This window comes from Sodalis sp. RH15, assembly GCF_047324255.1.
GTDB lineage: Bacteria > Pseudomonadota > Gammaproteobacteria > Enterobacterales > Enterobacteriaceae > Acerihabitans > Acerihabitans ligni.
Genome location: NZ_CP178738.1, coordinates 2,274,043 through 2,293,263, shown reverse-complemented (window position 1 = coordinate 2,293,263; position 19,221 = coordinate 2,274,043). Strand labels below are relative to the sequence as shown.

At 58.1% G+C, this 19,221-nt stretch carries 19 protein-coding genes; 9 read left to right on the top strand and 10 right to left on the bottom strand.

What is annotated here, in order from left to right; translation table 11 throughout:
• Positions 1–51: 51 nt before the first annotated feature.
• From hypB to hypC, 8 genes are all read right to left on the bottom strand, one after another.
• Positions 52–807, bottom strand: a complete 756-nt coding sequence (gene hypB, locus ACL2XO_RS10715; RefSeq protein WP_413742664.1) for a hydrogenase nickel incorporation protein HypB — start codon at positions 805–807, stop codon at positions 52–54.
• Between the two features lie 138 nt (positions 808–945).
• Positions 946–1,173 carry a hypothetical protein gene (locus tag ACL2XO_RS10710; RefSeq protein ID WP_132922409.1) on the bottom strand — a complete coding sequence of 76 codons (228 nt, stop codon included), beginning with the start codon at positions 1,171–1,173 and terminating at the stop codon, positions 946–948.
• Positions 1,174–1,193: 20 nt separating this feature from the next.
• The gene (locus ACL2XO_RS10705) at positions 1,194–1,391 is read right to left on the bottom strand and encodes a CooT family nickel-binding protein (RefSeq protein WP_132922410.1); all 198 of its coding nucleotides are present in this window, start codon (positions 1,389–1,391) and stop codon (positions 1,194–1,196) included.
• 139 nt (positions 1,392–1,530) lie between these two features.
• A complete protein-coding gene (locus ACL2XO_RS10700; RefSeq protein ID WP_413742663.1) occupies positions 1,531–2,304 on the bottom strand; it encodes an AAA family ATPase in 774 nt (257 codons plus the stop codon).
• A gap of 2 nt (positions 2,305–2,306) precedes the next feature.
• On the bottom strand, positions 2,307–4,217 hold the full coding sequence (cooS, locus tag ACL2XO_RS10695; protein ID WP_413742662.1) for an anaerobic carbon-monoxide dehydrogenase catalytic subunit: 1,911 nt from the start codon (positions 4,215–4,217) through the stop codon (positions 2,307–2,309).
• Entirely contained in the window at positions 4,217–4,792 is a 576-nt protein-coding gene (locus ACL2XO_RS10690) for a 4Fe-4S dicluster domain-containing protein (protein ID WP_413723886.1), read from the bottom strand. The genes cooS and ACL2XO_RS10690 overlap by 1 nt, the downstream gene beginning before the upstream one ends.
• Positions 4,793–4,808: 16 nt before the next feature.
• On the bottom strand, positions 4,809–5,273 hold the full coding sequence (hypA, locus tag ACL2XO_RS10685; protein WP_413723885.1) for a hydrogenase maturation nickel metallochaperone HypA: 465 nt from the start codon (positions 5,271–5,273) through the stop codon (positions 4,809–4,811).
• A gap of 34 nt (positions 5,274–5,307) precedes the next feature.
• The gene (gene hypC / locus ACL2XO_RS10680; protein ID WP_132922415.1) at positions 5,308–5,556 is read right to left on the bottom strand and encodes a HypC/HybG/HupF family hydrogenase formation chaperone; all 249 of its coding nucleotides are present in this window, start codon (positions 5,554–5,556) and stop codon (positions 5,308–5,310) included.
• 444 nt (positions 5,557–6,000) lie between these two features.
• On the opposite strand from hypC, the gene ACL2XO_RS10675 reads away from it, so the two are divergent.
• The 6 genes from ACL2XO_RS10675 to ACL2XO_RS10650 are packed head-to-tail and all read left to right on the top strand — an operon-like array spanning position 6,001 to position 13,343.
• Positions 6,001–9,804 (top strand): proton-conducting transporter membrane subunit, encoded by a 3,804-nt coding sequence (locus ACL2XO_RS10675; protein WP_413742661.1) that lies wholly within the window; start codon positions 6,001–6,003, stop codon positions 9,802–9,804.
• A gap of 9 nt (positions 9,805–9,813) precedes the next feature.
• Positions 9,814–10,773, top strand: a complete 960-nt coding sequence (locus ACL2XO_RS10670; RefSeq protein ID WP_132922417.1) for a respiratory chain complex I subunit 1 family protein — start codon at positions 9,814–9,816, stop codon at positions 10,771–10,773.
• A gap of 10 nt (positions 10,774–10,783) precedes the next feature.
• Positions 10,784–11,212 (top strand): NADH-quinone oxidoreductase subunit B family protein, encoded by a 429-nt coding sequence (locus ACL2XO_RS10665; protein WP_132922418.1) that lies wholly within the window; start codon positions 10,784–10,786, stop codon positions 11,210–11,212.
• A 9-nt stretch (positions 11,213–11,221) separates the two neighbouring features.
• Positions 11,222–11,737, top strand: coding sequence for a 4Fe-4S dicluster domain-containing protein (locus tag ACL2XO_RS10660; RefSeq protein WP_413742660.1), 516 nt, complete (start codon positions 11,222–11,224; stop codon positions 11,735–11,737).
• Complete coding sequence (locus tag ACL2XO_RS10655) at positions 11,734–12,264, top strand: NADH-quinone oxidoreductase subunit C (protein WP_132922420.1); 531 nt, start codon at positions 11,734–11,736, stop codon at positions 12,262–12,264. The genes ACL2XO_RS10660 and ACL2XO_RS10655 overlap by 4 nt, the downstream gene beginning before the upstream one ends.
• A complete protein-coding gene (locus tag ACL2XO_RS10650; RefSeq protein ID WP_203522088.1) occupies positions 12,261–13,343 on the top strand; it encodes a nickel-dependent hydrogenase large subunit in 1,083 nt (360 codons plus the stop codon). Before ACL2XO_RS10655 ends, ACL2XO_RS10650 begins: the two co-directional genes overlap by 4 nt.
• A gap of 112 nt (positions 13,344–13,455) precedes the next feature.
• Here ACL2XO_RS10650 and ACL2XO_RS10645 read toward each other — a convergent pair whose 3' ends face one another.
• Both ACL2XO_RS10645 and ACL2XO_RS10640 read right to left on the bottom strand, forming a co-directional pair.
• Positions 13,456–14,127 carry a Crp/Fnr family transcriptional regulator gene (locus tag ACL2XO_RS10645; RefSeq protein ID WP_413742659.1) on the bottom strand — a complete coding sequence of 224 codons (672 nt, stop codon included), beginning with the start codon at positions 14,125–14,127 and terminating at the stop codon, positions 13,456–13,458.
• A 472-nt stretch (positions 14,128–14,599) separates the two neighbouring features.
• Positions 14,600–15,772 (bottom strand): amidase, encoded by a 1,173-nt coding sequence (locus ACL2XO_RS10640; protein ID WP_413742658.1) that lies wholly within the window; start codon positions 15,770–15,772, stop codon positions 14,600–14,602.
• A 532-nt stretch (positions 15,773–16,304) separates the two neighbouring features.
• Between ACL2XO_RS10640 and ACL2XO_RS10635 the strand changes: the two genes are divergently transcribed.
• The 3 genes from ACL2XO_RS10635 to ACL2XO_RS10625 are packed head-to-tail and all read left to right on the top strand — an operon-like array spanning position 16,305 to position 19,203.
• A complete protein-coding gene (locus tag ACL2XO_RS10635; protein ID WP_413742657.1) occupies positions 16,305–17,096 on the top strand; it encodes a pyrroline-5-carboxylate reductase family protein in 792 nt (263 codons plus the stop codon).
• Positions 17,093–18,232 (top strand): ABC transporter substrate-binding protein, encoded by a 1,140-nt coding sequence (locus tag ACL2XO_RS10630; protein WP_413742656.1) that lies wholly within the window; start codon positions 17,093–17,095, stop codon positions 18,230–18,232. Before ACL2XO_RS10635 ends, ACL2XO_RS10630 begins: the two co-directional genes overlap by 4 nt.
• A gap of 56 nt (positions 18,233–18,288) precedes the next feature.
• Complete coding sequence (locus tag ACL2XO_RS10625) at positions 18,289–19,203, top strand: branched-chain amino acid ABC transporter permease (protein WP_413723881.1); 915 nt, start codon at positions 18,289–18,291, stop codon at positions 19,201–19,203.
• Positions 19,204–19,221 lie beyond the last annotated feature (18 nt).

Below are 19,221 nucleotides of genomic sequence, written 5' to 3'. Positions count from 1 at the left end.
CCTCATTGGCACGGTTTCCCTTTAACACGCGCTCACTTTAACACGCTCGGTTCAGGCTTCGGCGATCGCTCCTGCCAGCCAGTCGAGCCAGCCATCCATGCCCCGTCCGGTTTTGGACGACACTTCCAGCACGTCGGTATGATTGGCCAGCAGGCTGATTTCGTCCCGTACCCGCGCCACGCTGAAATCGTCAAAATAGGGCAGCAGATCGGTTTTGGTGACCAGGACCTTATCCGCCAGCCGGAACATCACCGGGTATTTTTCCGGCTTGTCGTCCCCTTCCGGCACCGATAGCAACACTACGTCATAGTGTTGCCCCAAGGCAAAGCTGGCCGGGCACACCAAATTACCGACATTTTCGATAAACAGAATATCCATCGCCGCGCCGGCGAGCTGCTGATAGGCGGACCCGATCATGGCCGCATCCAGATGGCAGGCCATTCCGGTGGTAATCTGCACCACCGGCACGCCTTTTTTACGCAGGCGTACCGCGTCGTTTTCGGTTTCCAAATCTCCTTCGATGACGCCGATGTTCAGTCCCCGGGCCGTCAGCCGTTCAATGGTGGCCTCCAGCAGGGCGGTCTTGCCGCTGCCGGGGGATGACATCAGATTGAATACTACCGTGCCTTGGGCATTAAACAACGCGGCGTTCCGCTCCGCCTGCCGATCGTTATCCTGCAGCAGATTCTGCAGGACTTCTATGGAGTGGGGCGCGGCCGGTTTCAGCGGGCGGATGGCGCGGATGGCGCCGTTTTTCAATAACAGACGGCTGCCGGTGGTGATATTGCAGCCACAGCTGTTGCACATACTTTTATCCTAGTGGCCGTCGTGTGGCCGCGGTGATGATATCAATCCTTGCTCCCGCGCCTTGGCGCGCCGCCGGGCGAGTTAGCCGCCTTCGCGGCCCGGCGGGGCGGCGGCCTTTCCCATACGGCCGCAATCGGATCAATGCCGGGAGGACGGCGTATCAAGCAGCGCCAGCATGGCGGTTAACGCATCGCTTACGCGGTTCATCTGCGTGATGGTGGCGCTGCATCCCCCGGCCAGTGCTGTCTGCCCTTCTGTTTCCAGGGCGTGGAGGTATTTTTGCATTTCGGCGATATGCTCTTCGTTGTGTTCCAGCCAATGCGGCAGCATAACGGTTAGTTTTTCAGTTAATGTTTTATCGGCCATGGTGGGTTCCTCGGCGGTTATTATGCGGCGCGCCATTCCAGCAAGACGGAATTGCGCAGACAGTCAATTTCTTTAATCTGGAAGCCGTACAGCTCGCGGGGCGGCTCAAACAGGCTCGACAGGGTGATCCTGTCCGGCGACACCTCGATGTGGGCAACGTCGTCCACCCGTTCTTCCCGGTTGTCCGCCAGGATCAATCTGACTTTAAGCTGGCACATATATCACCTCTTGTTGGCGACGGCGCGGCGGTTTTTCGTCCCCCCCTCGCCGGCCATATTGACATCGGCATTCTCAGTAGGCATTTTCATGCGGCTTTTCTTGCCCGGCTTACTTGTTCGGCATGCATACCGGCCGTTCTTATCCCGCATAGTCCAGCAGCCGGGTTTTGATGGCCCGCAGTTCTTCCAGAAAATCGCCGCCGATATCATAAGGCGCGGCGCCGGTGCGGTCCGCATCGCGAATCGTCTCGTTCAGGGAGAGGTAACCGAGCATTTTTTCCGCCGGCAGCGCCGATGCCAAAAAGGCCTGATCTTCCTGGCTCTTGATTTTACTGCCGACATAAGCGATTTTTTTGATGCCGATGTCGGCGGCCAGTTTCTCTATCTGCCGGGTAGTCTGGATGCTGCGCTGTCCGGGCTCCACCACCACGATAAGCAGATCAACCGCCTCGGCGGTGGAGCGGCCGAGATGTTCGATGCCGGCTTCCATATCCATGATAACCAGGTCCCGGCGTTCAAGCAGCAGATGCTTCATCAGGCTGCGCAGCAGGGTATGTTCCGGACAGACGCAGCCGGTGCCGCCATGTTCGACGGTGCCCATTAGCAGTAAGCGGACCCCGGCATGCTCTACGCAAAAGGCGTCCGGCAGATCGTCAACCTTCGGGTTGAGGATAAACAGCCCGCCATAACCGCTGTCGGCGCCGGTGCGCTCTTTCGCCAGGTCCTTCATATGGGAAAACGGCTGCACGTGGGCATAGCGCCCGGCGGGGATCCCCAGCGCCGACGCCAGGTTGGCATCGGGATCCGCATCAATGGCCAATACGTGTTTTCCTTCCGCGGCGAAAGAGCGGGCCAGTAATCCCGCCAGGGTGGTTTTGCCCACGCCGCCTTTTCCCGCTATGGCTATTTTCATGCTTATATCCCCAAGGCGTGACGTTTTTCGCGAATCACCGCCACCAGTTTTTCCGCCGCCAGGGCCGGATCGGATTCCACCAGGAAGTAGCCGCCGAACAGATCTTTCGCCCCTTCGGTAATCAGATCGGTCACCACCGCTGAGCCGGTGACCTGGGGAACGATGTCCAGATGGGTCGGCAAACCGATGGCGACGCTCCAGCTGGCGATGGCGATGGCTTTTTCCGACATGGCTTCCGGCGCGGAGGCCACCAGCGGCAAATCGCTGAGGTCCACGTTCAACCTGTCAGCCAGCGCCGTGGCCAACTGCACCGCCCGGCTGTTATCCACGCAGGAGCCCATATGCAGTATCAGCGGCAACGGCCCTTCCAGGCCCGCCGACACGCCGATGGCGGTTAATACCGCCTTAAGCGAATCACCTGCCCAGGCTTCGGTGGCCTGCTGGTTCATCAGGCCGTGTTTGGCGAATGCGCCCGCGCCGCAGCCGGTGGCCAGCAGCAGGACATTGTTGCGGGCCAGAATCTTGGCGATGACCTGGAAACTCTCATCCTGTATCGCGCGGGTGCTGTTGCAGCCGGCGAACAGCGCCACCCCGAGGATATTGCCGTTGACGATATTTTCCACCAGCGGCGCCAGGGGGTCTGCGGCGTTGAGGGTCGCCAGGGCCGCCATGACCGCTTCGCTGCTGAAACCGACGATGGCGGTCTGTTTGATATCCGGGATATTGATGCGCTTGGCGTCGCGGCGGCCATAGGCGTCAATGGCGTACTGCACGATTTTGCGGGCGGTTTCTCTGGCCTTGTCTTCGTGGAAACTGACATGGCGTGCCCCCGGCATCTTGTTTTCATCCATGGTGGTGATGAATTCGGTGTGATAACACTCGCTGATTTGCGGCAGCGACGGCATGATGCACTGCACGTCCACCACCATTGCGTCCAGCGCGCCGGTGAAAATGGCCATTTCCTGCGACAGATAGTTGGTGGCCAGCGGAATGCCGTGGCGCATCATGACTTCATTGCCGGTGCAGCAGATACCGACGATATTGATGCCTTCCGATGCGCCGGCGTCCCGGGCAATGCTGTTCATTTCGCTGGCGATATCGCAAATCACTTCGCTGAGCAGCGGGTTATGGCCGTTAACGGCGATATTCACCGCCTGTTTCTTGATAACGCCAATATTGGCCTGGGTCACAACAGGTTTCGGCGTGCCGAACATCGCGTCCGACAGCTCCGTCGCCAGCGCCATGCCGTTGAAATCCGCCAGGGCGCCGCGCATTCCGCCCAGCACCAGGTTTTCCGGGTCGGCGTCGCAACCGATATGGGTGCGCGACATGATCTGCGCCACCGTGGCGTCGATGTTATGGGGCAACGCTCCCAGTTTTCCCAGCAGCGACAGGCGTTTTGCCGGCAGCGAGGCGCTTATCCAGTGGCAGGGAACCTTGCTGTCCTGATTCTGATAATCCTCCAGGGTCTTGGTGGCCACGTCGTAGGCAATATCCGTTATGGTCCGGTCTGCGACGGCGATATCCAGCCGCCCGGCAATACTTTTCAGTTTCTCTTCGTCGCGGATATGATAATCGGGCAGTTCCCCTTTGCCGACGCGCTGCATGGCCAGGGCGATATGCCGGCCGTGTTCCGAATGCGCAGCCGCTCCGGCGGCCATCATGCGAATCAGGTTGCGCGCCACGATGGTGTCTTTGCCGGCGCCGCAAATACCGGCCTGCGGGCCGTCGCCGAACGGATCCACCCGGCAGGGCCCTTTCCAGCAAATACGGCAGCACAAGCCCAGCGTGCCGAAACCGCACTGCGGCTGCTGCATTTCATACCGATCGAAAACCGTCGCAATCCCTTCTTGTTCAGCAACAGGGCACAGTGCGATAACGGCGGGATCGCTCGATCTTATTTTGATATCCATTACAGTCCCCTTAATGCCAAGGTAATATTCTTTTGAGATTGAGCCAATTCTCCGGCCCGGGCCTTGATCAGCGCCTGACGATAAGTCTTCATATCCACCAGGCTAATGGCCTTGGTGGGACAGGACTCAACGCAGGCGGTCTCGGTTTTGCCCTGTTTTTTACGCCACTCCACGCAAAGATCGCATTTTTGCGCCACGCCTTGATTGGTGGCGCTAAAATGCTCTTTCTCCGCTGCGCGCCGAACGGTAATGGCGCCGAACGGGCAGACCATCACGCACAGTTTGCAGCCGACGCAATTGTCCTCATTGATTTGCACCTGACCGTCCGCCTGGCGGCAGGCGCCGGTGGGACACACCAGCGCGCAGGGGGCGTTTTCACACTGACGGCACTGCATCGGCATGGTGATGTCGCCGGACGCCACGACCTTCATGCGCGGATGCAAGGGGAGTTGACTCGTCACGGCGGCCACCAGACTGCCGTCGCCGTGGGCCACCGCGCAGGCCATTTCACAGCTATGGCAGCCAAGACACTTCAGCGCATTGGCGTAAATAATGACATTTTCTCGTTCTTTCATGGCGTTACCTTCTGCTTCAAGCGTCAAAACTTTCAATGTAGAGTTCGTCGCCCTGAATCAAAACGACATCCCGGCTTTGGCAACGGGGACATTGAAAATGGAATTTGATAACCTCAAAATCTCCGCCGCAGCCGCGGCATGTCGCCACCGCCGGCACCGGTTCGATAATCAGCTCGGCCCCTTCCGCCAGCGTACCTTCGGTAAAGGCTCCGAAGCAGAAAACCAGCGCCTGCGGCTCCACCGCCTTCATTCGTCCTACTTTCAGCCGCACCAGGGTAATGGACCGGACCTGGTGGCGGGCCGCCTCCTTTAACAGGATGTTTACCAGCCCCTGGGTTAACGCCGCTTCATGCATAGCCGGTTCTCCCGCGGCCGATAACGGCCCGACGCGTTCCGGGCCGTAATAATTACTCCTCGCCCGCGTGCGATGGACGACACCGGCATGTCCGGCATCCCATCGCTGTCGCCTGACGCTGGACATACCGGCCTGCGACGGGCGTGGACAAGGAAGCTTTTCATTCCGGCAGTTCCCCCAGTTCGCTGAGCATGGCCAGCATTTCCGCCGCCTGCTCCTCATCGATGCGCGCCATGGCGAACCCCACGTGCACCAGCACCCAATCACCGATACAATCAGCCGGGACATGGGATCTATCGACGATAAAGGCGATATTGATATCCCGCTTCACTCCGGCCACTTCCACGGTGGCCAGCAGATTAGCGGCATCCTTTATGGCCAGTATTTTTCCCGGGACACCCAAACACATAATGCGTTTCCCTCTGCGGAGCGGTGCGGAAAATAATTCCCCCCCTACGCCGGATTATTTTTTATATGGGAACAATTCTCGTTCGTCTATTTTATTGATTGAGATCAATTTTAATTCGTTTTCATTTCCCGATTATCAAAATAAAAATAATTTTATTTTTTTCTCTTAATCTGGCCGTATTAATTACGATTCTCAATTATAAAGTGAGCGCGATCATATTTTATGGCTTTCACGGTAGCGCGTTAATCGTTGAGCTTGTTCCCTGCCGTCATATTGTCAGTTTCGCCCCGTAATATCTGTCAGCTAGCCGACAGACATTACCGCCGATTTTTAATAAATTCATCGCATACCCAATATATTCCGAGCCGCAGCCAACCCAGCTGAAAATCGAAATGGCAAGGGTAGAGATTTTTTATCCGCTCTCAGATTTATAGCGAGGAATACATGGGAGTATCACTCTTCAGCATTCCATTACTGGCATGGGGAGGAACATTTCTTCTGCTTGCCGGTGAAATAATGGCATTGTTGCATATCCGGAATCTGGTAAAACTCCTTTTGTTTTCCACCATAGCGGAAATCGGTTTTGTCTTGCTGGGTTTTGGCCTCGATAATCAATCGGGGATCACCGGCGCGCTGATGCACCTGGGATTTCAGGTTACCATGCGCTTGCTGGTCTTCGTCAGCGCCGGCTACCTTATCAAACGCACCGGTTCCAGCTCCCTGGACGATTTGGCGGGCAGCGGCAGCCGAATGCCGCTGGCATCGCTGCTGTTCGGCTTCGGCCTGTTTTCCGTGATGGGCCTCTCCCCGTTTAAAGGCTCCTTCAGTAAATTCCTGATTTTGTACGGGGCAATGGAGCAGGGGGAATGGTGGCTTGCCGCCATTGCCACCCTGGCCACGGTGGTAGCGGCGGTTTATTACATTATCGTTATTCAGCGCATCTGCCTGGAACCGGCTAAATCCGTGCCCGCGGCCGGCGCTCATCAACAAAACGGTTTATCGTCAATTCCTTTCACACCCATTTGGCTGTTAATGTATTTATTGACCGCCATCACTATTTATATGAGTTTGGTCCCCGGCCCGTTTTTGCATTTGGCCGAACGCTTCGCCTCGCCGTCGGTAAAAGGCGAAGTACCGGTATTTGAAGCGCCCTGGCGTTTTTTGGTGTTATTCCCCTATATTGGCGGTTTTGTCCTTTTCGCCCTGGGACGGATTAATGCCCGGCTCCGGGACCGCGCCGCCCTAATCATTTCCGCCGCCACTCTGTATTTTGCCTGGCAGGCGGGGGGGATAGACAGCATATCCCGTTTATTTACCCTTATTTTCGCCGCGCTGATCTTTGTTGCCGTGATCTATTCTCAAGGGTATATGCGAAATAACGGGCACGCCAACCGTTACTATTTTTTCCTGTTCCTGATGGCCGGTTCCCTGCTGGGCGTGGTTACCGCCGACGATTTCGGCAATTTCTATATGTTCTGGGAATTGATGACCTGGAGTTCCTATTTCCTGGTGACCCATGAACAGACCCCAGAGGCCTTCAAAGCCGGCCGAAAATATTTCCTGATGTGTACCACCGGCGCCTACGTCATGCATTTCGGCATCCTCTTGTGCCACCAGCGCTTCGGTAGTTTCGATATGTCGGTGGTCGCCGCCCATGCCTCGCAGCTGACGCCGGGGTTCGCGGCGGTGATCGGCCTGTGTTTCCTGGCGGGGCTGGGGGTGAAAGCCGGTCTTTATCCCATGCACAGCTGGCTACCGGACGCGCACCCGGTGGCGCCGTCGTCCGTTTCCGCCCTGATGTCGGGCATTCTCACCAAAGCCGGCGTGTACGGCATTATCAAGGTTCTGTTTGTTATCCTGGGCACCGATATCGTCGCACGGGTGTTGCCGTGGATATCGTTCTCCTCTCTCGGCCTGGCGGTAAGCGTGCTGGGGGCGCTGACGGTGATCTATGGCGAGGTCATGGCCTTCAGGGAGCAAAACCTGAAACGGATCCTGGCCTTTTCCACCCTGGCCCAGGTGGGTGAGATCCTGACCATGGTGGGATTGGCCACCTATTTGAGTTTTGCCGGCGCGCTGCTGCACGTGCTTAACCACGCCATCTTCAAAAACCTGCTGTTCCTGGCGGCCGGCGGCATCATCGCCAAAGCCGGCGGCAAGCGGCTGTCCGATGTGGCCGGCCTTGGCCGCGTGATGCCCTTTACCGCCCTGTGCTTCGCCGTCGGCGCCCTGGCGGTGATGGGCTTGCCGCCCTTCAGCGGCTTTTTCAGCAAATTCCTGATGATTTACGCGGCTGCGCAATCGGGCCATCTTACTATCGCGGTGCTGTTCCTGGCGGGCAGCATTTTGGCCGCCATGTACTATTTGCGCATTTTGCGGGTGCTGTTTTTTTCGCCCTATAACGGCACGGTGACCACCGATGCGCCGCTGTCCATGCGCATCGCCATGGGCTTATTGGCGGTACTGGTGATTCTCGGCGGCCTGTTTCCCGATTTCGGTCTGGAGCACCTGGTGCGCCCGGCGGTGGATCAAATCGCCCTCAGGCAAGGCCTGGCCATCATCCCCCTGCCCCACCTCAATCTGGCCTGGACGCCGGCGGCGCTGATTGCCGTTTGCGGCGCGCTGCTGACCTTTATCGCCGGTAAAAGCGGCAAGGTCAATGCCGGCGCTGTGGCGGTGGCCGTGATGGCGGTCGCCCTTGGGGCGGTGCTGATGAACGCCGGACGCTATGACCTGCTGTCTTACTGGTTCGCGGCATTGATTGCCGGCGTCGGTCTGCTGAATATGCTCTATGCCGTCGGCTATATGGCCCATGGCCATCACCGGCACCGGTTCTTCTTTTTCTTTGTGTTTATGATCGGCGGCCTGCTGGGCCTGGCCGCCAGCAAGGACCTGTTCAACTTCTTCGCCTTCTGGGAAATCATGAGCAGTTGGACGCTCTATTTCGTCATTATCCATGATGAAACCGACGAAGCCTTAACCGAGGGCTTCAAGTACTTTATCTTTAACTTCGTCGGCGCCACCTGCATGTTCCTGGGCGTCGCCATGCTCACTGCCCGTGCCGGCGCCTTTGATTTTACCGCCCTGGCCCTGGCGGCGCGCACCATGTCCCTGCCCTGGTTCGGCGGCGCACTGCTGCTTATGCTGCTGGGTCTGCTGATGAAGGCGGCGCAGTTGCCGTGGCGCATCGACTACCAGATGCACCCCCCCACCGCACCGACGCCGGTGAGCGGTTATATCTCGGCGGTTCTGCTGAAAAGCGGCGTGTACGGGGTGATAAAGCTCTTCACCCTCGGCGGGGCCGGACTGCTGTTCGCCCGGCTGGGCACCGCCGGGGGCATGAGCGATGTGATGTACGGTATCGCCATCATCGCCGCCGTGACGCTGCTGTATGCCGGCGCCATGGCGGTCATTCAAAACGGCATCAAACGCCTGCTTATCTATAGCACCGTCAGCCAGCTGGGTTACATCCTGCTGGGCTTCGCCCTGGGTTCGCCTCTTGGCGTGGCCGGCGGCCTGATGCATCTGGTGAATCATATGATGCTGAAGGATACCCTGTTCCTGGGGGCCGGCTGCATCATGGCGCAGATTCATGTGGATAGCCTGGATCAGTTGGGAGGGCTGGGGCGCAAGATGCCGATAACCTTCGGCCTGTTCCTGTTCGCCGGCCTTTCCCTGTCCGGGATTCCGCCGCTGAACGGCTTCTCGTCGAAATGGCTTATCTACCAGGCGGCGTTCCAGTCGGGCCATTATGTGCTGGGACTGGCGGCCATGATGTCCAGTCTGTTTACCCTGGCGGCGGTGCTTAAATTCGCCCATGCCGCCTTTATGGGCCAGCCCCGCGAGGCGTTGGGCAACGTGCGGGAAGCGCCCCTCTCGATGCTGCTGCCCATGTCGCTGCTCATCGCCGGCTGTGTCGCCGTCGGCCTGTTCCCGGGCCTGCTGCTGGTGCCGGTGAGCCGGGTCATGAGCGAGCTGTCACTGGGGCAACTGGCGGTCACCTGGACCGGCGGACTGCCCGGCATCGACGGCTGGCAGCCGCTGACGCTGTCCATACTGATGGCGGGCATCGCCCTGGCGGGCTGGCTGTTCTATCGCCTGAGCAATCGGCAATCGGTGTCTATCCATTTGCACCAGGGCGGCGTCACCGACCTCCTCCCGTCCCAGGCCCATGTCCCGGCATCCGGTTTATACCAGGCGCCGGAACGGTTCATCCGCCTGGCGCTTCGGCCGAAAGATAAGGAATAGGGTTTAATCATGTTGGATTTCACCGCGCTGTTTGCCCCGTTGGCCATCTTCCCCCTGGGACTGGGGGCGCTGCTGTTCGGCCTGTTGCTAAAAGGCGTGGATCGCATCGTTGCCGCCCGTCTGCAGCGCCGGGTCGGTCCGCCTTTGCTCCAGCCTTTTTTCGACATCATCAAATTGATGCGCAAACAGACCATGGTGCCCGAAGGGGCGCCCCGCGGTTTGTTCCTGGCCTTGCCGGCGGCGGGCGCCGGCAGCATGCTGCTGGCCGCTGCGCTTATCCCCATTGCCGGGGTCTATCATCCCGCCGCCATGCTGGGGGACCTACTGGTGCTGCTCTACCTGCTGACCATCCCCGCCGTGGTACTGATGCTGGCGGGGTCGGCGTCGGGATCGGTTTACGGCGCCATCGGCTTCTCACGGGAAATGGCGCTGGTGCTGGCCTATGAAGGCCCGCTGCTGCTGGTGCTGGCCAGCGTCGCCATGAAAACCGGCATGGCCCAGGGCGGCTGGGTGACGTTTTCCCTGCCGGAGATTGTGCGCTATCAGCAGCAGCACGGCGCCTTTCTGCTGGATCCCTGGATGTGGCCGGCGGTGGCGACCTATCTGCTGTTTTTCCCCGCCAATCTCGGCATTCCGCCGTTCGATATTCCTGAAGCGGAAGCGGAGGTGCTGGAGGGCCCCCTACTGGAGTACTCAGGACCCGCCCTGGCGCTGTTCAGCATGATGTCGGCCCTGAAGGCCGTGGTGGTGATAGGTCTCGGCATCACGCTGTTTTTCCCCATCGGGCCGGCGGGTTTTGCCGGCGTGGCGGTGTTTATGCTCAAGTGCCTGGTGCTGTTTATCCTGGGGAAAACCTTGCTGCGCACCGCCGTGGGAAGGATGCGTATCGATCAGGCGTTTCTTTTTTATCTCAAATGGCCCGAACTGCTGGGTGTCATAAGCCTTGTCACCGTCATTGTGCGGGCATAGGGGAAAAGCTATGGGTTTTTTAACCGGTATCGCCAAACGTTCGCCCTGGCTGTATCGCCTCAACGCCGGTTCGTGCAACGGCTGCGATGTGGAGTTGGCCACCACCGCCTGCATTCCGCGCTATGACGTGGAGCGGCTGGGGTGCCAGTACTGCGGCAGCCCGAAGCATGCGGATATCGTACTCATTACCGGTCCCCTGACCCTGCGGGTAAAAGACCGGGTGCTGCGGGTGTTCCAGGAGATCCCCGAACCCAAGGTCACGGTGGCCATCGGCATTTGCCCCATTTCCGGCGGCGTATTCCGGGAGAGCTATGCCATCGCCGGGCCGGTGGATAATTACCTGCCGGTGGATGTGAACGTTCCCGGCTGTCCGCCGCGGCCCCAGGCCATCATTGAAGGCATTGCCATGGCCATCGACATTTGGCAGCACCGCCTGTAGGAAAGCACGATGAACTTTATCAGGATCCTGTTTCGCAATCTGCTCAAGGGCCCGTCCACGGACCCGTTCCCCTTCGGCGAAACCTTCACCCCCAAAGGGCTGCGCGGCCGAATTGCCTTTGATGAATCGAAGTGTTCCGGCTGCCGGATGTGTGAGCATGTGTGTGCCGGCGGCGCCATTCGTTTTGATGAAAGTCCTGAAGGCCTGCAATTCACCCTCTGGCACAACAGCTGCACGTTTTGCGGCCTGTGTGAACATTACTGCATCCCCCGCGCCATCCATCTGACGGAGGATTGGCACTTGGCGCACAAGCAGGAGGACAAGTACCGCATGATTGAGCAAGGCACCGTGGCCTACCTGGCCTGCGCCTGCTGCGGCGAACGCTTTATTCCCCCCAGCGATGCGCTGCTGGAGAAGGTCTATGGCGGCAACTCCGCCGCCCTGACGGAACTGAGCCGGCTGTGTCCCGACTGCCGCCGCGGCCTTTCCGCCTCACGTTTGAATACTCCCGGAGCAGGACTATGATTGAGAAAATCAAACGCATCCAGTCGCTGTTTACCGAGACGCTGGACGCTCCCTTTACCTATGATATCCATATCAACGCCAAGGGCGTTGTCACCGCCTGGTGCACCCTGTCATCGCCGGCGCTGCTGCTGCCCGCCGTCGCCCTGATTAAACAGGCCGGCAGCCGGCTGAGCACCATAACCGCCTATCAGCACGCCAGCCCGCAGCCGTCGGATGTCCATGAGATCGCCTACCACTTTGATATCGACGGCGACACCCTGACCCTGACGGTGCACCTGCCGGCCGGCGAGCGGGACATCCCCTCCATCACCCCGCTCTTTCGCAATGCCAATTGGAACGAAAGGGAATTTATGGAACTCTACGATCTGAACGTGGTGGGACATCCCAATCCAACCCGGCTATTTCTGGATGACGATATCGATCCGGCCGTGCTGCAGAAATTCATTCCGTTTTCCGAAATGGTCAATGCCGCCAGCACCAAGTCCCTGTGGGAAAAAATCATGAGCCAACGTGGAGAAAAAAAATGACCCGATATCAGGTACCGGTGGGCCCGCTGCACGTGGCGCTGGAAGAGCCGATGTACTTCAAGCTCGACCTGGAAGGGGAAACCATCAAAGGTCTGCATATCTCCGCTGGACATGTGCACCGCGGGGTGGAGTATTTGGTGATGAAACGCAATTTCTATCAGAACATCACCCTTACCGAACGCATATGCTCGTTATGCTCCAACAGCCATCCCACCACGTTTTGCATGGCGCTGGAGGATATCGCCGGGGTGGAGGTGCCGGAGCGGGGCCAGTATCTGCGGATGATTGCCGACGAGATCAAACGGGTGGCATCGAACCTGTTCAACGTCGGCATCATGGCCCATATCATCGGTTTTACATCGCTGTTTATGCATGTGCTGGAAACCCGCGAGATAGTGCAGGACATCAAGGAAACCCTCTACGGCAACCGGATGGATCTCGGCGCCAACTGCATCGGCGGGGTAAAGTACAATCTGGATGCCGAACGCATCGCCTACCTGCTGACCCGCCTGGATGAAGTGCAGCCGGCGGTGGAAGAGATCCGCGGCATTTACGCCACCAATCATTCAATCCTGACCCGCACCCGGGGCGTGGGCGTGCTGCCCAGGGAGGATGCGCTGGAATTCGGCCTGATAGGACCGGTGGCGCGCGGATCCGGAGTGGCTTACGACGTGCGCAGGAACTCGCCCTACGCCATGTACGATCGGCTGGATTTCGCCATCCAGACCCAGCCGGACGGCGATGTCTGGTCCCGCGCCATGGTCCGTCTGGACGAAGTGCGTATGGCGCTGTCCCTTATCCGGCAGTGCCTGGCCAAGTTGCCGGACGGCCCCATCGCCATTAGCGGTTTGCCGGATATCCCGGCCGGCGAAGCCATTGCCAAAACCGAAGCCCCGCGCGGCGAATTGATCTATTACCTGCGCACCAACGGTACCGATATGCCCGAACGGATGAAATGGCGGGTGCCCAGCTATCCCAACTGGGATGCGCTGCATGTGATGATGCAGGGCAATACCATTGCCGATGTGGCGCTGATCGTTAACAGCATCGATCCCTGCGTTTCCTGCACCGAGCGCTGATCCCCTCCGGCCGGGCGGGAACGCTGCGGTCCCTTGCCGCGGTCTCCCTTTAACGCGCGCCCGCATTGGCATTATGCCGGTTTACACCGCTCAAGGGTGCGGCGTACCATGCTTATTTCTTGTAGACGGACAGTCTTGAGGCCAGGGCCTCAATATCATTGATGACAAATTTATTTTTTACAGTCCGACATAAATCCCCATCTTTAATTAACATATTGAATAAAGATGAAGTGGTTTGGCGGGTCGCGCCAATGATCAGTGAAATATCTTCCATGGTTAAATCACATTCAAATTCAATGCCGTCAGCTGTGCCCACTCCACGCTCGCGACCGAGTGAAACGATAAATGCCGTCAAACGTGATTTAGCGTCATGAAAAATCAATCCTTCAATAACATCCCAGGAACTGCCCAATACCTCGCCTAATATACCGGTCATTAATAACGTTATTTCAGGGTGTTCAACAAGCTGTTGGCGAAAAGCCTGGGCAGTGGATAATAATATAACGGAGTCTTTTGCCGCTTCGATAAAAGCCCTGGTGTGGGTGCTGAAAATGTCTCCTTCCTCAAGGAAACAGAGGGTGAACTCGCGGCCTTCGTAGGACAGGAAAACCCGCAGCCGGCCGGACGAGACGATCAGCACGTCATTGCCGCCGCCGCCGGGCATGCTGATCATGTTCCCTTTCTGAAAGCTCTTGCGGCGAAAGTTATCTAAAAAACCGTCAAATTGCGGTCCCTTTAGCAATTCAGTCAGATTTTGACTCGAGAGCCTCATTTTAGACCGCATGTTTTGCTCCTTTATTCTGGCCAGGGCCCGAATTAACTATAATGATTTTGATCAATATCAACTTTTATCACCGGCGTAATTAAGTTACCCTCTAATATGTCGCCAAATAGACGATACAGGATAATGGAATATAAATCAGTACATTCTAAAATAGCGTTACCTTATTATACCGACTGCATAGAAATTGTTTGCGCGACCAGTCATGGAATTGAACGGGAGATGACAAAAAAACGATTCTTTTTTACGCGGCCCTTAATGAAAGAGCGCATTTCAGTATAGTCGTTTATTTTCGCCGACACGGCTATTCTACCTCTTGCGGCGGGAGTGGCTGAATATAATACCTATTTTCCGCGCTACAAAAATATCAGTCCGCCGGACAGACATCCGGCAGGTTTTTCCTTTAACATGGGCTCGCTTTAACACGCTCGGTGCAGGTTCGGTGATGGCGGGCCATGAGGCGCTCCGGCCCGTCTCAATGGGTGGCGATGCGCGCCGCCAGCCGCACCAGGCTGAGATCGCTGCCGCGGGGTCCCAGCAGTGAAATACCAAGCGGTGCACCGTCCTTGTGCGCCAGCGGCAGCGTCACCTGCGGGGTGCCGCAAATCACCGAAATGGCCAGCAACTGCTGGGACAGGCGGCGGGTCAGCTCGATTTCTTCCTCGCCGGCGGTCACCAGGGGCGCGATATCCGGCAGGGTCGGCAGCACCAGTACCCGATCGCCAAGCAGCTTTTGCCAGGCGCCGCGCAGCAGGTCACGCGCATTGCAGGCGTGGCGGTACTGATCCTCGGTCACCGTGGCGGCCCAGGCAAAGCGCGACGCCACGTCGGGACCCAAGGCAAAGCCGTGCCGGCTGATATTGTCGCCCTGGGCCCGCCAGGCTTCATATCCCTGGATATGGCGGAAAGCCCAGTAGGCTTCGGCCAGGTCCGGCAGCGCGCCGCCCAGCAGGGCCGGCGTCCCGACGCCGGCGGCAATCTTCTCCAAAGCCGGCTGCAGCGCCTGCCTGACCGGTACCGAAAGCAGGGAGAACAGCTCCTCGCTCACCGTAAGAGAGGGTTCCGCCGGCAGCGGCGCCGGATCGTCACCCAGCAGGCAATGCCCTACCCGTTCGAACAGCAGGGCGTCGCGGGTGAAATAGCCGGCGGTGTCCATGCTGCGGCTTAGCTCCTGGCAATTTTCCAGGGAGACGCGGCCGTGGCTCGGACGCAGGCCGAACAAACCGCAATAGCTGGCTGGAGTCCGTACCGATCCGCCGGTATCGGTACCCAGGGCGAAGTCGCACAGGCCGTTGGATACCGCCGACGCCGAGCCGGAAGAGGAGCCGCCGGGGATCCGGTTTGGCGCGGCGCCGTTGCGCGGGGTGCCGTAATGAATGTTTTTACCGGTCATGGAGTAGGCCAGTTCATTGGTATGGGTTTTGCCCGTCAATTCGGCGCCGGCATCCAAAAGACGCTGCACCGCGGGGGCGGTGCGGGTTTTGATGCCGGACATGGCCAGGATATGCGGGCTGCCGCCGCCGGTGGGGTAGCCGGCCACATCGAACAGATCCTTGACGGCAAAGGTATATCCGGCCAGCGGTCCGGCGGGGGCATGGGGGACGTCCGCCGGGGGGTAAGGCATAAAGGCAAAGGCGTTATCTTGCATTGTGGCTCCTGTTGTTACGCTGGCCGGCGCGACGCATATAAGGCCGTCCGGTAATGACACTGCAATGAAGCGCTGTATGTATAGCACGGCGGGCATAAGCCGTTAATCAGCAACATCATAAGCTATTATTAATTTATCACATCATAAAGTAACCTGATTTTTGCAAAAACGTCATTTAATATCGTAACATTTAACAACGGTCATATTAAATTATTATATAACCCATCATTTTAACATTTGGTGAAAAATTACCGCGCGATTTTTATTCATTATTTAAATTATGACCATTAATAAATAGAGAGCAGGAGTCGTATTCAGGTTTGTTATGTTATGGAATAGTTATAGCAGATATCTTTTAAAAATCATTATCGAGTTAAAACAGTCGATTATATAAAAACAATTTTTTTTAGTTTTCTATTAATAACGTTAATAGCAATGCTTAGCGAAAATAATCTGTTAGCCGAACCTCCTGTTTGATCTTTAATGGATGCGCTAATACCGGCATCAACAATCGTTATTATCAGAGGGTGACATGGCCAAGATTCATTTTATCGGCGCGGGACAAATGGCCGAGGCTATTATTCGTGCGGCGATTGGCAGCGGCGCATTTACCGGCGATGAGATAGCCATAACGGATATTGATCCGCAGCGCGTCACGCGGCTTATCGGACAATACCATGTGCAGGAAACCGCGGCGCCGACGGACGCCGAGCTTATCGTCATTGCCGTCCGGCCGCAGGACGATATCAACGCCGTCACGGAAAATATCCGCCGGCAGGCCTCGCCGCAGGCCATTGTCATATCCATCGTGGCGGGCGTCACCCTGCAGCGTCTCGCCGCGTTGCTGGGGCCGGAACGCCCCATCGCGCGCGTGATCCCCAATACCCTTACCGATACCGGCTACGGTTATAGCGGCGTTACCCTCAACGGACATGTGGCCGCCTCCCAAGTAGAGCCGTTTTTACAGAGTTTCGGCAAGATTCTTTATCTGCCGGAATCCCTCATTGATGTCTTTACCGGTTTTGGCGTGGCCGGTCCCAATTACATTTATTACTTTGTGGAATCCCTCACCGATGCGGGCGTTTTGGCGGGCTTGCCGCGGGCGCAGGCGACGGAAGTGGTGCTGGAAAACCTGGTGGGCGCCGCCGCAATGTTGAAACAAAGCGGCCTGCATCCGCGCCAGTTGCTGGATATCAACAACTCGCCGGCGGGCGTGGGTATGCACGGTCTGTATGAGCTTAATAACAGCGATTTCGCCGCCGGTTTGCAACGCAGCGTACTGGCGTCGGTGAAACGTACCATTCAATTAGGAACTGCAAAATGAATAAAGTTTGGTTGCACGGCGGCCGGGCCGCACTGCTGACGCTGGCGCTGGTTTCCGGCTGGGCCGCCGCCGCCGACAAGGTCGTCTCCATCGGCTATCAGGCGCCGCTGACCGGCGAATATGCCCAGTACGGTACGCTATTCCGTAACTCCGCCAACCAGGCGGTGGCGGAATTCAACCAGTCGCACCGCCTGCCCGGCGTGCGGGTGGAGGTGAAGTTCGAGGACAGCAAAGGCGATGCCAAAGAAGGGGTGAACATCGCCCGTAAATTCTCTGACGATCAGACCATTGTCGGGGTGATCGGCGATTTCAGCTCCACGGTATCCATTGCCGCCGGCAAGGTCTATGCCGAAACCCACGTGCCGCAGCTGTCGCAAACCGCATCCCATCCCGATTTCGTGAAAATCAGCCCCTGGCAGTTCCGTAATATCACCACCATGGCCTATGAAGGGCCCTATACCGCCAACTGGGTGCATGATACCGGAGCCAAACGCGCCGCCATCGTCGCCATCCAGAACGACTGGGGCCAGTCCGCCGCGCAGGAATTTGCCCATGGCTTTATCGCCGACGGGGGCCAAGTGGTCACCACGGAGTTTTTCAACCCCGGCACCCGGGATTTTCGCGCCATCATCACCAAGATTGCCCGCCAAAAACCCGATGTGATTTACCTTGCCCAATTCTATGAGGACGGCGCGGCGTTTTTGCAGCAGATCCGTCAGTTAGGCGTGAAAGCGCCGCTGTTCGGGGCCAGTTCACTGGACGAACAGAAGCTGATTCAACTGGCCGGCCCGGCCGCCGAGGGGCTGCGCCTGCCGACCTCCTTCGATCTCAACAGCCAGGTGCCGAACGTCAAGCACTATGTGGAACAGTACCGCGCCCTGTACCACACCGAACCGAACCAATTCGCGGCGCAGGCCTATGACGCCACCAATATCCTGCTGGACGCCATTGTGAAGGGCGGCGGCGCCGGCGCCACCCGCCAAAGCGTGCGCGATGCGCTGGCGGCCACCAAGGATTTCCCCGGCGTGACAGGTATCACCACCTTTGATCCGGTGACGCGCGAACCTACCAAGAGCCAGACCCGGCTGGTGGTGCAGAACGGTCAATTCGTCCCGGTAGCCTCCACCAAAGCATAACCGGCCGACCCGGCGCAACGGTGCGGCGCCGGGCCAGAGCTTCGAGGGTTTGCGGTATGTTTGATGCTTTTTTCTTCCAGCAGGTGATTAACGGCTTATCCCAGGGGCTGGTCTATGCCCTGATGGCCATCGGGTTTACGCTGATTTTCGGCGTGCTGAACGTGGTGAACTTCGCCCACGGCGAACTGTACATGCTGGGGGCTTTCGCCGGTTTACTGGTTATCCAGGCTTTTGCCCCGCCGCTTTTCGCGGTATTGCTGCTGGTGGTGGCGGTGGGACTGATGAGCGGCGTGCTGTTGGAGCGCATCGCCTTTCGGCCGCTGCGGCGGTTCGCCGACGAAGCTTCGCTGAAATCAAAGGCCATCCGCGAGGCTACCCTGCTCTCTTCCCTGGCGATTTCCATCGTGGTACGGGAACTGGTCTCCAACCTGTTCGGTTCCAATATGCAAACCATCCCGCAGCAATATTTGCTGATGGCCCCGATTACGCTGGGTCCGCTGACCTTCGCCAGCGGGCAGTTCGTGATCTTCGGCTTCGCCCTGGCCATGCTGCTGGCGCTGCAATGGTTTTTGTTTTATACCCGCAGCGGCCTATCGGTACGGGCCGTGGCCAGCAATCTCACCGGGGCGCTGCATGTGGGCATCGATATCCAGCGCACCATTGTCCTGACCTTTATGCTCGGCGCGGCTCTTGGCGCGGTATCCGGCTTCCTGGTGGGACTCTATACCGGCAATATTTTTCCGGCCATGGGTTTCGGCGCCGGCATCAAGGCGTTTGTCGCCATGGTGATGGGGGGACTGAACTCCATTCCCGGCGCGATCGTTTGTGCCCTGATCCTCGGGCTGAGCGAATCCATCGCCACCGAATATATCCCTCAGGGCTGGGCGGATCTCATCAGCTATGGCCTGCTGCTGTTAACGCTGCTGTTCTTCCCCAACGGCATCTTCGGAGGCCGGCGTGAACGGGTCTGAGACGATACGGAGGCGGAC